The 16,222-nt window shown below is 37.9% G+C and carries 10 protein-coding genes; 2 read left to right on the top strand and 8 right to left on the bottom strand.

Annotated features, from left to right (window positions below; all coding sequences use genetic code 11):
- Positions 1–16: 16 nt before the first annotated feature.
- From AOC03_RS12230 to AOC03_RS12250, 4 genes are all read right to left on the bottom strand, one after another.
- Entirely contained in the window at positions 17–2,686 is a 2,670-nt protein-coding gene (locus tag AOC03_RS12230; protein ID WP_062536884.1) for a DEAD/DEAH box helicase, read from the bottom strand.
- Between the two features lie 2 nt (positions 2,687–2,688).
- Positions 2,689–4,251, bottom strand: a complete 1,563-nt coding sequence (locus AOC03_RS12235; RefSeq protein ID WP_335337858.1) for a site-specific DNA-methyltransferase — start codon at positions 4,249–4,251, stop codon at positions 2,689–2,691.
- Positions 4,252–4,399: 148 nt separating this feature from the next.
- On the bottom strand, positions 4,400–5,500 hold the full coding sequence (locus AOC03_RS12600; RefSeq protein WP_084785923.1) for a RepB family plasmid replication initiator protein: 1,101 nt from the start codon (positions 5,498–5,500) through the stop codon (positions 4,400–4,402).
- A 476-nt stretch (positions 5,501–5,976) separates the two neighbouring features.
- On the bottom strand, positions 5,977–6,381 hold the full coding sequence (locus AOC03_RS12250; protein ID WP_062536886.1) for a hypothetical protein: 405 nt from the start codon (positions 6,379–6,381) through the stop codon (positions 5,977–5,979).
- A gap of 253 nt (positions 6,382–6,634) precedes the next feature.
- Between AOC03_RS12250 and AOC03_RS12255 the strand changes: the two genes are divergently transcribed.
- Positions 6,635–8,023 carry a MobA/MobL family protein gene (locus AOC03_RS12255; protein ID WP_227514348.1) on the top strand — a complete coding sequence of 463 codons (1,389 nt, stop codon included), beginning with the start codon at positions 6,635–6,637 and terminating at the stop codon, positions 8,021–8,023.
- A 102-nt stretch (positions 8,024–8,125) separates the two neighbouring features.
- Here the strand turns inward: AOC03_RS12255 and AOC03_RS12260 are convergent, their stop codons facing one another.
- The 4 genes from AOC03_RS12260 to AOC03_RS12280 form a co-directional block, all read right to left on the bottom strand.
- A complete protein-coding gene (locus AOC03_RS12260) occupies positions 8,126–10,795 on the bottom strand; it encodes a DEAD/DEAH box helicase (protein ID WP_062536884.1) in 2,670 nt (889 codons plus the stop codon).
- A 2-nt stretch (positions 10,796–10,797) separates the two neighbouring features.
- Positions 10,798–12,360 carry a site-specific DNA-methyltransferase gene (locus AOC03_RS12265; RefSeq protein ID WP_335337858.1) on the bottom strand — a complete coding sequence of 521 codons (1,563 nt, stop codon included), beginning with the start codon at positions 12,358–12,360 and terminating at the stop codon, positions 10,798–10,800.
- 148 nt (positions 12,361–12,508) lie between these two features.
- Positions 12,509–13,609, bottom strand: coding sequence for a RepB family plasmid replication initiator protein (locus AOC03_RS12605; RefSeq protein ID WP_084785923.1), 1,101 nt, complete (start codon positions 13,607–13,609; stop codon positions 12,509–12,511).
- 478 nt (positions 13,610–14,087) lie between these two features.
- A complete protein-coding gene (locus AOC03_RS12280) occupies positions 14,088–14,282 on the bottom strand; it encodes a hypothetical protein (RefSeq protein WP_062536888.1) in 195 nt (64 codons plus the stop codon).
- A gap of 465 nt (positions 14,283–14,747) precedes the next feature.
- Here AOC03_RS12280 and AOC03_RS12285 point away from each other — a divergent pair, with 465 nt between their 5' ends.
- The gene (locus AOC03_RS12285) at positions 14,748–16,136 is read left to right on the top strand and encodes a MobA/MobL family protein (RefSeq protein WP_227514348.1); all 1,389 of its coding nucleotides are present in this window, start codon (positions 14,748–14,750) and stop codon (positions 16,134–16,136) included.
- Positions 16,137–16,222 lie beyond the last annotated feature (86 nt).

A 16,222-nucleotide genomic window follows, 5' to 3' on the forward strand; every position in this document is an offset into this window, starting at 1 on the left:
AATTTAGGATATTCACTTAGCTAATGATGTTTAGTATTTGCTGCTTAACATTTTGTCCAAAATCGTCCTGCTTAACAGCCATTAAGAATAAGCATTTACCTTGACTATGCTTAGCCCAAAGATCACCTACTAGACGTTTTTCAGCAGAATCTTGATTGGTTTTAGAGTCTCCACCTTTGTACTCTACAATAAGAATTCGCCCATCCATCATCTCAACAATGAAGTCGGGATAGAAGTTTCCATGTGCTAGAGGTAAGCTAAAAGAGGCTTCATTACGCCTAACTAGATTTCTAACCCAGTGCTTAACCTCTTCCATTGAATCTATAGTCTGTGCGCAGTCAAACTCCTCACCCCAAGCTTTCATATCTTCAATTTGAGGATAGAAATGCCTCTGAAAATCAAAGCTACCAGTGTAATAATTAGCACTAATTGGGTAATTATCAGCCTTAAACTCATAGCTAAAGTCATAAGTAGTTAAGACTTTAGAATCATTTGCAAATAATGTTTGCTGATAACCACTAGCAGCAGCTTGTTCTCTGTACTTAGACACTAGCGCAGTAATCGCATTGGATAAGGGGTACTTATTTCTTACTAGCGTTGTCAGTGTGATTTCAGGTCTTTGGAGCAGATGGTTAATAATATTAGATAAGAATCCTATCATGATACTCTGGGTTACATCGCTTTGGCGACATTCCTGATCAAGCCATCTGATTAAATCTTCTTGCGTTATATCTGTATTAGCTAAGTTAAGATTGAAAGTTTGGTCTTTACTAAGCTCTCTATATTTAACTTTTTTATCAGGCAAGTCTACTATAAAGCTTTTAGTCTGTTCTGTAGGCTTATAATCAATTTTAGCTGGGTAATCTAGCAAATTCCACTCAAAAGCATCTAGGAACACTTCTTTTTCAGCCAATTCAAGCATACCTTGGCTCATCACACATAGCCTTGGTATTACTGCAAACTTAGCACCGTTTTCAGAAGGCGATAGTGCAGCATGAACACTTTGATTGTGAATACTGACTGACCTTTCGATGGACTGTGTAGGCTCTACTGATACTTTAGCAATTTCTTTTTTAAGATTTTCTGAGATTTTTCCAGTAATGGTAACCACTTGGCGACCATTAACATCAGATATTCTTATACTACTTCGGTCTTGTTCTGTTAATACAGTGGTATCCACCGTATCTTTTATCTCTAACATTAAGTTTATTGAAGTTGGTTGTGGTGTAACTGCATTATCACTCTCACCGAACAATTCAGCTTGATTAGCATCTTGTTGACGTATAAACGATGCAGCTTCCATCTCTTCAAAACCCATAGAAATCAGGTTATCAGTGAGTTGTTTAGCGGCTTGGGCTAAGCTTTCAGTTGCTATATGCGCATAGGCTCTATTCAAATCCTCAATCACCCTACGCTTAGCGTATGGCATACGTAAAACGCGACCTAGTAACTGTTCTGCATCTTTGCTAGAAGATACCTTCTTAACTGAGCAAAACACGTAGGCAAATGAGCAATCCCAACCTTCTTTCAAAGCCTCCATCGTTATAATAAACTCGATAGGGCAGTCAGGTTGAAAAAGATCTAAACCATCAAGTTCTCTTTGCGTGCCTGTTGCTATCGCAATTCTGCTTTCATTAATTTTATGCTGCTCAATCAAACACTGCTTAAGCGTCTCAACAGTGACCTTACCGCCTTTATTCTCAGCCTGTAGCAAAACTATAGGACGGATATAATCAGTATCCTGTTGAGCCTTTATTGCTAAACGGTCTCTTGTTAAAACTGCATCCCTTACCGCATCCTCCCAACCGTTACTATGCTCAGTCAAAATGATAGGCAGTTTAATCATATCTTCTGATTTCAACCTTGCAGCAGAAACGTGAAAGATAATATTACTACCATTGGTAGTAGTGGTGTTTGGTGTGGCGGTAAACTCAACAATAGCTGCTGGATGAATACGTTTTAATGTCTCAAAAGTTAATGTAGTTCTTGCATTGTGGGCTTCATCTACGATTACTAATGGATTATAAAGAGCCAGCAAGTTTGCAAACGAGTATTTAATCTTACCTAAATCTCTTGCATTTAGACCATTTTCAGACAGATCGCCCTCTGTGACTCGCTCTAACTGCTCAAAAACTGGATGATTTTGAGACAATTTGGCAAAGTGAGGCTCAAAATTTTCATGGTATTGATAAACTTTCCGATCCGTTGTTTTTGTCACTCTCAGATTGGCTAAAGTAGAAACCACTATAATCGCTTTGTTTCCAATATCTTGTGAGCGAATCTGATTCACATCATCAATATCATAAATACTGACATGATTATTGAACGCTTTATTCAGATGATCAGTATAGTCAGAATTGCTTTTTAAGGCTGCTACTGTTTGCTGCTGAATAGTGGTGGTAGGCACTAACCATAGAGTAATAGGGTAGTCTTGAGATAAGTAATCCTTGGCAATAGTAGAGACTGTATATGCTCCTAGAATGGTTTTGCCACCGCCTGTAGGAATACGCACACAGACATAAGGCACGCCATCGAACTGGTAGGAACGATAAAGTCTTTCAGGAAAATAACTATCACTAATAGACCTGCTAAATGCAGATTTTATATCTTGACTGTCACGACAATCTTTAAAAAAATCACTCAATTTTTTTATTGCTTCTGTCTGATATTTTTTTAACTCAAACATTATTATTTCCCTTTAACATCATATGGTATTTGCTTAAAAATAATATTTTCACTTTTCAAACGTGCAGTTCCCATACGACTAGTCTCACCGTATATCACTTTTTTACCATTTTTAGGCTCTAAAGGATGCTTTGGCAACATCGCTAGAACCTTAGATGTTAAGACATTACCGCCATCAGGACGCTTATCGCCAAGAATACCGTTATATAGTAAGTAGTAGGCAACATCGTTATATACGCCTAGTAAGGGCGATTTAACTTGTTGCTTTAAGGATGTTTTGGTCTCGCCATACCAAATATGTGCCGCAAGAGAATGAAAGCTAATATCCTTATTTAAGGAGCCAGTTTCATTAAATATGATTTCACCTAGGCGATAAAACTCAAAGCCACCACCACCTTTCCAATCTACCGCTTTAGAAACCCCACCTTTTTCACCATCAACAACCTGTCTTAATCGTGGTTGACAATGTGTGACAGCCTGCTCACCTAGTTCAACGCCTATAAACTTACGATTCATTTTTTGAGCTACGGCAGCAGTAGTTGCAGAACCTAGAAAAGAATCAAGCACTATATCTCCTTCATTAGAGGATAAATGAATCACTCTTTGAAGTAACCTCTCTGGTTTTGGTGTTGAAAATGGATCCCTAGCGTTGAATAAGATACATTCTTTTTTTGCTTCTTGCGTGTTTCCTACCTCTGTATGAAAAAGAATAGATATAGGGACACTACCTTCGTCTTCCTGTTTCTCCTCAGACTTAAACTTCTTAAATCTTGGAACTTTGTTTTTACCAGTTTTACCCCAATAAACTAAATCGTTTTCTACATTAGAATTATGAGTTTCTTGGGAGTAACGCCATACGGCAGTCTCTTTTGGATAGATAGTTTCGCCTGTGTTTGGCTGAATAATCCCATAGTATAAATTTGGGCGTTCTACTTTGTTTTTATTGCACGTGTAATCTACTGAATTCCAATCTCCACGTGAATCATTATCTAAGTTTTTTGCCCTGTCCTTCTTGTTTATATCAACCCATTTTTTGATTTTGAAATCTGATTTATGTTTTGCATAACAAAACATATGATCATGCATATCACTTACATATTTTGCATCATTTTGTGGAGAAAACTTTTTTTGCCAAATAAAATTAGCCACAAAATTTGAACGACCAAATATTTCGTCCATCATCACTTTAAAGTAGTGAGCTTCATTATCATTTAAAGTAATCCAAATAGAACCATCTTCTGCTAGTAGCTTATGCAATAACTCTAAACGTGGGTACATCATGGATAACCATTTGCTGTGCTCAAGGTTATCATCGTAATGTTCAAAGGCGCTTTTAGTATTGTAAGGCGGATCAATAAAGATGCATTTCACACGTCCCGCATGAGTAGGTATGAGAGCTTTTAACGCTTCTAAGTTATCACCTTGAATTAGCATGTTATCTGTATATGTTTCTCCGTATGATAGAGCAGGTACTTGCTCTAGTAAACGGTAGGGGCAGTCTCGTGCAGTAGTGACAGCTTCTTCTTTATTCAACCAGTTTAAAATCGGCATTTCGCCTGTCTCCATTTGTTTGCAAGCCTTTAGCGGCTAACACCTCATATGTGCAAAAACTTATCATAGAATTATTTATATGTATTATATGCCTCAACAAGATTAGGTAATCAGACCCCTATTTGAGCTAACAACCCACTCAAAACAGACTGCTGAGCTAGCCTCAATAATCTAGATAATCCCTAACTGGACGCTTCTTAAACTGTGATGCGTCCTTTTTTAGTCGATTAATCATTTCAAACTCCCACCCTTGCTGCGACTGTCCAGCTGGGCTAGTAGGACTGACCATGTGATTATAGTCAGTAATAAACTGAGGGTTGCGAGCAATCCGTCCTAGCTGGTTATCATTTAGACCTTCAACCGTAAACATATCTGCTGTATTAGCGTCACGTTCGGTTTTATCTTTAGCTTTGTTTTTGATAATTTTCGCTTTTGGCTTAAATTTAATTTTTAGATGCGTGAGTTTAAAACCTCTGCCCGATTTACCGTTTTTATCTGTCAAATCATAACTAGCTGTATAGAGTGATTTTTCATTAATCTCATCAATCGCAACGTCTAGTACACGCTTTCTAAGATCTTTTACTGCTTCATATTTATCGGTTAAATCAAGCATTTCTCTAAAAGCGGCAAGGGTAGATACAACAAGCCCAGTGTCACGCCATTGCATCATCATAATGTAAACTCTAAAACTATAAAAACTGCTAAAACCCGCCATTTCATCAAGTTTCAGTTGAGTGAAATGCTGTCGCAACTCGCTAATATACGGAATAATATCAGCATGAAAAATTATTCTAGCCATGATGTTGTCATCTGACTTAGCAATCATAGGTAAGCTATCTAACAAATTATGCTTTCTTAACTGTCGTATAAAATCATCATCATATTTTGAGTTAGGATATTTTTTCTTCAATTCTTCAAAAACATCGGTTTTGAAATGCAATATATTATGTACCCAATGAGTACCAAGCACACCGATAGGCGTATCAATAAAAATTTTTCTATCTAATAGATCACTACAAGCGGAACGAATTTCCCTAGCCACGTTGTTAGGCTCTACACCTAATCTAATAAAATCCGCCTTGGTAATGTAATAAGGCTTCATTGGATCAAGTGGCGCAGACTCTTTATCTTTCTCCCCTTTCGGCATTTGAGCAATAGCAATCAAAATTAACCGTATCTCATTCACTGATAATTTATAAGACGCTCTAATCATATCGTTATTGAGCGTGACCAATGCCTTTTCATCTGACTGTTCGTAACCCATAATAACCTCAAAATAAACCAAGTTAGGGACTAATTATACACTGTCCCTTTCTCCACATCAATACGTCCCTTTCTCCACATCAATACGTCCCTTTCTCCACATCAATACGTCCCTTTCTCCACATCAATACGTCCCTTTCTATTCTCTGTAAGCTATGACTAGTAAGGCTCACAGAGAAGCTAAAAACTCTTTAAAAACGTTTAAAAACAATTAAAAAGAAAAGTTGTTTTTTTATTTTAAAAAAAAAGAGAAAAAACCCAGATATATGCAGCTAAAAAGAGGTTTCTAAGGACAAAATGAAAAGATTGTAAAAGTAGTTTTATTTATTCAACTTAAAAGATATGTTTACATCTAGGTTACTAGTGTCATTATTAAACGCTAGAATATCCTTCTCAGTACCCTTAAAACATTATTTCGCTACCCTAGTACTAAAAACTAAAATTAAGCGTCTTATATCTAATCCTATGCGTTTTGAATTATTTTGAATTTATATATTCGATAATTATGTCTTTATCTCTATCTGATACATAATTTTCATCAAGAGCCTTTCGTGTCAATTCACTTAAAGCACGTTTGCTTTCGTGATTTTCTGCTGCCATTTTTTCAAAAGCACTTTGTAGAATAATCTTACATCTTGATTGAGTTTTACGAGCCTTTGATTTTTCAGCATCAATTAATCGTCTAGCATCACCCCTAGCTTTTACCAGTTGGTCTGCCTTTTTCTCAGCATTGAGTAACACTGATAGTTTGCGATTATCGTCACTACTTCTATTGTCTTTTTCACCCAGTAGAATTATAAGTTTTTGTGTATCATTGGGTGACTTAAATCCCTTAAACCTTTTCACTAAATCATCGAGATAATCTTCATTTATACTAGCCATACTCAATCCTTTTTAGTTGGTTGTTTTGAGGTTGGGTTGAGTTTATCATTAGGACAAATGGTTTCATAGTCTAGATAGTTTGTAGCCTTGTTGAGGAAATAAGGCACGGTTAGTAGTTTCTATTTTATTCCGCTTCGCTGCATAAAATAGAAACTCCGTGTCAAGGGTCTAACCCCTTTGAAATCCCCAGTCAGGGGCGATCCCCTAACAACCCCAAAAAAAGACAAGAGGTGAAGTGATGGCAATCGGTAGATTGAGTGTAGGAATTGGCAAAAAAGGCAAGGCAAGTCCTCACGCTAAATATATCGCTAGAGAAGGAAAATATGCCAAATTAATGAAAGATAAGGAAGACCTAAATTATAAAGGTAAGGAAGAATTAGAGTATAGAGGTCATGGCAATATGCCGAAATGGGCAGAGCATAATCCTAACTATTTTTGGCAAATGGCAGATGAACACGAAAGAAAAAACGGCAGTACCTACCGTGAACACGTTATAACCTTGCCTAGAGAGTTATACGTAAATGAACGCCACGAGCTAATAGAAGACTGGATAGCCCAAGAAATAGGCGGAAAACACGCCTATCAATATGCCATTCACAACCCACCAGCCTTAGACGGTGACGAACAGCCCCATGCTCATATCATGTTTAGTGAACGCACCATAGACGGCATTGAGCGCGACCCTGACCAATATTTTAAACGCTACAACAGCAAAAATCCCGAAAAAGGCGGAGCGAAAAAAGCGAATACGCCTAAGATGTCAGCAGAGCGCAAAGAGGAACTAAAAGCGATGCGTGACCGATGGGAGAAAATCTGTAACGCCCACTTGGAGCGAGGATTTCACTCGGAGCGTATCAGTATGAAGTCTTTGAAAGAGCAAGGCATACAGAGAGAGCCGCTAAATCTAACAATGGCACAGCTCAAACAGCCTGAAATCAAGGAAGCATACAGAGAATTGCTAGCAGCAAAAAATGATGATTTTATGGCTGAACTGGATGTTTGGATGGAATTTTATGATGATAACTTAGAGGATGAAATCAAGAACCAGTTAGCGCAAAAGCACGAAGCAGAGCGTCAAGCTCAAGCACAGCAGGAAGCTAAGAAAGAAGCGGAGCTTGAAGCGCAAGCATTACAGCAAGAAAAACAGGAGGTAGCACGCCGATTAAAGCTAGAAGCCCAGCAACAACAAGATTTAAAAGATGAAAAATCCCGAGCCAAAGCACAAGCTGCGGAGGCAGAGCAAGCACGCCCTAAGACAGCTAAAGAGTATGTTGAAAGGCTAAGCAAAGAACAACGGCAGAAGGTAAAAGATATTGCCAGTAACACCATAAGCCAATACAGCGCAGACATTAGCAGTAAAGCGGTAGAGTTATACGAGAAGGCAACACCGCCTAACCAAAGAGCCAAACCGCTATTTGCTCACTATGCCTATAGCGACATGAATGAGGTACAGCCTTACAAATCTCTTGCACAGCGAGAAATACATAAGAAAGACCCAAGCAGATACAAGGATTATGCCAATGCGGTTGAAATCACAAACGCCATACAGGATATGGAGCGCAGCGAAGGCTATCAAAGACAAGCAGAACGGACAAGAGAACAAAACCAAGATAAGAGCAAGAATCAGGGTATAGAACGTTAGATTAAATATGATAATAAACTTCGCTTAACGTTTATTATTGTATTAATGGTTTGACTCTTAGAAAGAGTCAAACCATTAATACACGAAATTTAGGATATTCACTTAGCTAATGATGTTTAGTATTTGCTGCTTAACATTTTGTCCAAAATCGTCCTGCTTAACAGCCATTAAGAATAAGCATTTACCTTGACTATGCTTAGCCCAAAGATCACCTACTAGACGTTTTTCAGCAGAATCTTGATTGGTTTTAGAGTCTCCACCTTTGTACTCTACAATAAGAATTCGCCCATCCATCATCTCAACAATGAAGTCGGGATAGAAGTTTCCATGTGCTAGAGGTAAGCTAAAAGAGGCTTCATTACGCCTAACTAGATTTCTAACCCAGTGCTTAACCTCTTCCATTGAATCTATAGTCTGTGCGCAGTCAAACTCCTCACCCCAAGCTTTCATATCTTCAATTTGAGGATAGAAATGCCTCTGAAAATCAAAGCTACCAGTGTAATAATTAGCACTAATTGGGTAATTATCAGCCTTAAACTCATAGCTAAAGTCATAAGTAGTTAAGACTTTAGAATCATTTGCAAATAATGTTTGCTGATAACCACTAGCAGCAGCTTGTTCTCTGTACTTAGACACTAGCGCAGTAATCGCATTGGATAAGGGGTACTTATTTCTTACTAGCGTTGTCAGTGTGATTTCAGGTCTTTGGAGCAGATGGTTAATAATATTAGATAAGAATCCTATCATGATACTCTGGGTTACATCGCTTTGGCGACATTCCTGATCAAGCCATCTGATTAAATCTTCTTGCGTTATATCTGTATTAGCTAAGTTAAGATTGAAAGTTTGGTCTTTACTAAGCTCTCTATATTTAACTTTTTTATCAGGCAAGTCTACTATAAAGCTTTTAGTCTGTTCTGTAGGCTTATAATCAATTTTAGCTGGGTAATCTAGCAAATTCCACTCAAAAGCATCTAGGAACACTTCTTTTTCAGCCAATTCAAGCATACCTTGGCTCATCACACATAGCCTTGGTATTACTGCAAACTTAGCACCGTTTTCAGAAGGCGATAGTGCAGCATGAACACTTTGATTGTGAATACTGACTGACCTTTCGATGGACTGTGTAGGCTCTACTGATACTTTAGCAATTTCTTTTTTAAGATTTTCTGAGATTTTTCCAGTAATGGTAACCACTTGGCGACCATTAACATCAGATATTCTTATACTACTTCGGTCTTGTTCTGTTAATACAGTGGTATCCACCGTATCTTTTATCTCTAACATTAAGTTTATTGAAGTTGGTTGTGGTGTAACTGCATTATCACTCTCACCGAACAATTCAGCTTGATTAGCATCTTGTTGACGTATAAACGATGCAGCTTCCATCTCTTCAAAACCCATAGAAATCAGGTTATCAGTGAGTTGTTTAGCGGCTTGGGCTAAGCTTTCAGTTGCTATATGCGCATAGGCTCTATTCAAATCCTCAATCACCCTACGCTTAGCGTATGGCATACGTAAAACGCGACCTAGTAACTGTTCTGCATCTTTGCTAGAAGATACCTTCTTAACTGAGCAAAACACGTAGGCAAATGAGCAATCCCAACCTTCTTTCAAAGCCTCCATCGTTATAATAAACTCGATAGGGCAGTCAGGTTGAAAAAGATCTAAACCATCAAGTTCTCTTTGCGTGCCTGTTGCTATCGCAATTCTGCTTTCATTAATTTTATGCTGCTCAATCAAACACTGCTTAAGCGTCTCAACAGTGACCTTACCGCCTTTATTCTCAGCCTGTAGCAAAACTATAGGACGGATATAATCAGTATCCTGTTGAGCCTTTATTGCTAAACGGTCTCTTGTTAAAACTGCATCCCTTACCGCATCCTCCCAACCGTTACTATGCTCAGTCAAAATGATAGGCAGTTTAATCATATCTTCTGATTTCAACCTTGCAGCAGAAACGTGAAAGATAATATTACTACCATTGGTAGTAGTGGTGTTTGGTGTGGCGGTAAACTCAACAATAGCTGCTGGATGAATACGTTTTAATGTCTCAAAAGTTAATGTAGTTCTTGCATTGTGGGCTTCATCTACGATTACTAATGGATTATAAAGAGCCAGCAAGTTTGCAAACGAGTATTTAATCTTACCTAAATCTCTTGCATTTAGACCATTTTCAGACAGATCGCCCTCTGTGACTCGCTCTAACTGCTCAAAAACTGGATGATTTTGAGACAATTTGGCAAAGTGAGGCTCAAAATTTTCATGGTATTGATAAACTTTCCGATCCGTTGTTTTTGTCACTCTCAGATTGGCTAAAGTAGAAACCACTATAATCGCTTTGTTTCCAATATCTTGTGAGCGAATCTGATTCACATCATCAATATCATAAATACTGACATGATTATTGAACGCTTTATTCAGATGATCAGTATAGTCAGAATTGCTTTTTAAGGCTGCTACTGTTTGCTGCTGAATAGTGGTGGTAGGCACTAACCATAGAGTAATAGGGTAGTCTTGAGATAAGTAATCCTTGGCAATAGTAGAGACTGTATATGCTCCTAGAATGGTTTTGCCACCGCCTGTAGGAATACGCACACAGACATAAGGCACGCCATCGAACTGGTAGGAACGATAAAGTCTTTCAGGAAAATAACTATCACTAATAGACCTGCTAAATGCAGATTTTATATCTTGACTGTCACGACAATCTTTAAAAAAATCACTCAATTTTTTTATTGCTTCTGTCTGATATTTTTTTAACTCAAACATTATTATTTCCCTTTAACATCATATGGTATTTGCTTAAAAATAATATTTTCACTTTTCAAACGTGCAGTTCCCATACGACTAGTCTCACCGTATATCACTTTTTTACCATTTTTAGGCTCTAAAGGATGCTTTGGCAACATCGCTAGAACCTTAGATGTTAAGACATTACCGCCATCAGGACGCTTATCGCCAAGAATACCGTTATATAGTAAGTAGTAGGCAACATCGTTATATACGCCTAGTAAGGGCGATTTAACTTGTTGCTTTAAGGATGTTTTGGTCTCGCCATACCAAATATGTGCCGCAAGAGAATGAAAGCTAATATCCTTATTTAAGGAGCCAGTTTCATTAAATATGATTTCACCTAGGCGATAAAACTCAAAGCCACCACCACCTTTCCAATCTACCGCTTTAGAAACCCCACCTTTTTCACCATCAACAACCTGTCTTAATCGTGGTTGACAATGTGTGACAGCCTGCTCACCTAGTTCAACGCCTATAAACTTACGATTCATTTTTTGAGCTACGGCAGCAGTAGTTGCAGAACCTAGAAAAGAATCAAGCACTATATCTCCTTCATTAGAGGATAAATGAATCACTCTTTGAAGTAACCTCTCTGGTTTTGGTGTTGAAAATGGATCCCTAGCGTTGAATAAGATACATTCTTTTTTTGCTTCTTGCGTGTTTCCTACCTCTGTATGAAAAAGAATAGATATAGGGACACTACCTTCGTCTTCCTGTTTCTCCTCAGACTTAAACTTCTTAAATCTTGGAACTTTGTTTTTACCAGTTTTACCCCAATAAACTAAATCGTTTTCTACATTAGAATTATGAGTTTCTTGGGAGTAACGCCATACGGCAGTCTCTTTTGGATAGATAGTTTCGCCTGTGTTTGGCTGAATAATCCCATAGTATAAATTTGGGCGTTCTACTTTGTTTTTATTGCACGTGTAATCTACTGAATTCCAATCTCCACGTGAATCATTATCTAAGTTTTTTGCCCTGTCCTTCTTGTTTATATCAACCCATTTTTTGATTTTGAAATCTGATTTATGTTTTGCATAACAAAACATATGATCATGCATATCACTTACATATTTTGCATCATTTTGTGGAGAAAACTTTTTTTGCCAAATAAAATTAGCCACAAAATTTGAACGACCAAATATTTCGTCCATCATCACTTTAAAGTAGTGAGCTTCATTATCATTTAAAGTAATCCAAATAGAACCATCTTCTGCTAGTAGCTTATGCAATAACTCTAAACGTGGGTACATCATGGATAACCATTTGCTGTGCTCAAGGTTATCATCGTAATGTTCAAAGGCGCTTTTAGTATTGTAAGGCGGATCAATAAAGATGCATTTCACACGTCCCGCATGAGTAGGTATGAGAGCTTTTAACGCTTCTAAGTTATCACCTTGAATTAGCATGTTATCTGTATATGTTTCTCCGTATGATAGAGCAGGTACTTGCTCTAGTAAACGGTAGGGGCAGTCTCGTGCAGTAGTGACAGCTTCTTCTTTATTCAACCAGTTTAAAATCGGCATTTCGCCTGTCTCCATTTGTTTGCAAGCCTTTAGCGGCTAACACCTCATATGTGCAAAAACTTATCATAGAATTATTTATATGTATTATATGCCTCAACAAGATTAGGTAATCAGACCCCTATTTGAGCTAACAACCCACTCAAAACAGACTGCTGAGCTAGCCTCAATAATCTAGATAATCCCTAACTGGACGCTTCTTAAACTGTGATGCGTCCTTTTTTAGTCGATTAATCATTTCAAACTCCCACCCTTGCTGCGACTGTCCAGCTGGGCTAGTAGGACTGACCATGTGATTATAGTCAGTAATAAACTGAGGGTTGCGAGCAATCCGTCCTAGCTGGTTATCATTTAGACCTTCAACCGTAAACATATCTGCTGTATTAGCGTCACGTTCGGTTTTATCTTTAGCTTTGTTTTTGATAATTTTCGCTTTTGGCTTAAATTTAATTTTTAGATGCGTGAGTTTAAAACCTCTGCCCGATTTACCGTTTTTATCTGTCAAATCATAACTAGCTGTATAGAGTGATTTTTCATTAATCTCATCAATCGCAACGTCTAGTACACGCTTTCTAAGATCTTTTACTGCTTCATATTTATCGGTTAAATCAAGCATTTCTCTAAAAGCGGCAAGGGTAGATACAACAAGCCCAGTGTCACGCCATTGCATCATCATAATGTAAACTCTAAAACTATAAAAACTGCTAAAACCCGCCATTTCATCAAGTTTCAGTTGAGTGAAATGCTGTCGCAACTCGCTAATATACGGAATAATATCAGCATGAAAAATTATTCTAGCCATGATGTTGTCATCTGACTTAGCAATCATAGGTAAGCTATCTAACAAATTATGCTTTCTTAACTGTCGTATAAAATCATCATCATATTTTGAGTTAGGATATTTTTTCTTCAATTCTTCAAAAACATCGGTTTTGAAATGCAATATATTATGTACCCAATGAGTACCAAGCACACCGATAGGCGTATCAATAAAAATTTTTCTATCTAATAGATCACTACAAGCGGAACGAATTTCCCTAGCCACGTTGTTAGGCTCTACACCTAATCTAATAAAATCCGCCTTGGTAATGTAATAAGGCTTCATTGGATCAAGTGGCGCAGACTCTTTATCTTTCTCCCCTTTCGGCATTTGAGCAATAGCAATCAAAATTAACCGTATCTCATTCACTGATAATTTATAAGACGCTCTAATCATATCGTTATTGAGCGTGACCAATGCCTTTTCATCTGACTGTTCGTAACCCATAATAACCTCAAAATAAACCAAGTTAGGGACTAATTATACACTGTCCCTTTCTCCACATCAATACGTCCCTTTCTCCACATCAATACGTCCCTTTCTCCACATCAATACGTCCCTTTCTCCACATCAATACGTCCCTTTCTATTCTCTGTAAGCTATGACTAGTAAGGCTCACAGAGAAGCTAAAAACTCTTTAAAAACGTTTAAAAACAATTAAAAAGAAAAGTTGTTTTTTTATTTTAAAAAAAAAGAGAAAAAAACCCAGATATATGCAGCTAAAAAGAGGTTTCTAAGGACAAAATGGAAAAGATTGTAAAAGTAGTTTTATTTATTCAACTTAAAAGATATGTTTACATCTAGGTTACTAGTGTCATTATTAAACGCTAGAATATCCTTCTCAGTACCCTTAAAACATTATTTCGCTACCCTAGTACTAAAAACTAAAATTAAGCGTCTTATATCTAATCCTATGCGTTTTGAATTATTTTGAATTTATATATTCGATAATTATGTCTTTATCTCTATCTGATACATAATTTTCATCAAGAGCCTTTCGTGTCAATTCACTTAAAGCACGTTTGCTTTCGTGATTTTCTGCTGCCATTTTTTTCAAAAGCACTTTGTAGAATAATCTTACATCTTGATTGAGTTTTACGAGCCTTTGATTTTTCAGCATCAATTAATCGTCTAGCATCACCCCTAGCTTTTACCAGTTGGTCTGCCTTTTTCTCAGCATTGAGTAACACTGATAGTTTTGCGATTATCGTCACTACTTCTATTGTCTTTTTCACCCAGTAGAATTATAAGTTTTTGTGTATCATTGGGTGACTTAAATCCCTTAAACCTTTTCACTAAATCATCGAGATAATCTTCATTTATACTAGCCATACTCAATCCTTTTTAGTTGGTTGTTTTGAGGTTGGGTTGAGTTTATCATTAGGACAAATGGTTTCATAGTCTAGATAGTTTGTAGCCTTGTTGAGGAAATAAGGCACGGTTAGTAGTTTCTATTTTATTCCGCTTCGCTGCATAAAATAGAAACTCCGTGTCAAGGGTCTAACCCCTTTGAAATCCCCAGTCAGGGGCGATCCCCTAACAACCCCAAAAAAAGACAAGAGGTGAAGTGATGGCAATCGGTAGATTGAGTGTAGGAATTGGCAAAAAAGGCAAGGCAAGTCCTCACGCTAAATATATCGCTAGAGAAGGAAAATATGCCAAATTAATGAAAGATAAGGAAGACCTAAATTATAAAGGTAAGGAAGAATTAGAGTATAGAGGTCATGGCAATATGCCGAAATGGGCAGAGCATAATCCTAACTATTTTTGGCAAATGGCAGATGAACACGAAAGAAAAAACGGCAGTACCTACCGTGAACACGTTATAACCTTGCCTAGAGAGTTATACGTAAATGAACGCCACGAGCTAATAGAAGACTGGATAGCCCAAGAAATAGGCGGAAAACACGCCTATCAATATGCCATTCACAACCCACCAGCCTTAGACGGTGACGAACAGCCCCATGCTCATATCATGTTTAGTGAACGCACCATAGACGGCATTGAGCGCGACCCTGACCAATATTTTAAACGCTACAACAGCAAAAATCCCGAAAAAGGCGGAGCGAAAAAAGCGAATACGCCTAAGATGTCAGCAGAGCGCAAAGAGGAACTAAAAGCGATGCGTGACCGATGGGAGAAAATCTGTAACGCCCACTTGGAGCGAGGATTTCACTCGGAGCGTATCAGTATGAAGTCTTTGAAAGAGCAAGGCATACAGAGAGAGCCGCTAAATCTAACAATGGCACAGCTCAAACAGCCTGAAATCAAGGAAGCATACAGAGAATTGCTAGCAGCAAAAAATGATGATTTTATGGCTGAACTGGATGTTTGGATGGAATTTTATGATGATAACTTAGAGGATGAAATCAAGAACCAGTTAGCGCAAAAGCACGAAGCAGAGCGTCAAGCTCAAGCACAGCAGGAAGCTAAGAAAGAAGCGGAGCTTGAAGCGCAAGCATTACAGCAAGAAAAACAGGAGGTAGCACGCCGATTAAAGCTAGAAGCCCAGCAACAACAAGATTTAAAAGATGAAAAATCCCGAGCCAAAGCACAAGCTGCGGAGGCAGAGCAAGCACGCCCTAAGACAGCTAAAGAGTATGTTGAAAGGCTAAGCAAAGAACAACGGCAGAAGGTAAAAGATATTGCCAGTAACACCATAAGCCAATACAGCGCAGACATTAGCAGTAAAGCGGTAGAGTTATACGAGAAGGCAACACCGCCTAACCAAAGAGCCAAACCGCTATTTGCTCACTATGCCTATAGCGACATGAATGAGGTACAGCCTTACAAATCTCTTGCACAGCGAGAAATACATAAGAAAGACCCAAGCAGATACAAGGATTATGCCAATGCGGTTGAAATCACAAACGCCATACAGGATATGGAGCGCAGCGAAGGCTATCAAAGACAAGCAGAACGGACAAGAGAACAAAACCAAGATAAGAGCAAGAATCAGGGTATAGAACGTTAGATTAAATATGATAATAAACTTCGCTTAACGTTTATTATTGTATTAATGGTTTGACTCTTAGAAAGAGTCAAACCATTAATACACGA

Source organism: Psychrobacter urativorans (assembly GCF_001298525.1).
Taxonomy (GTDB): Bacteria; Pseudomonadota; Gammaproteobacteria; order Pseudomonadales; family Moraxellaceae; genus Psychrobacter; species Psychrobacter urativorans_A.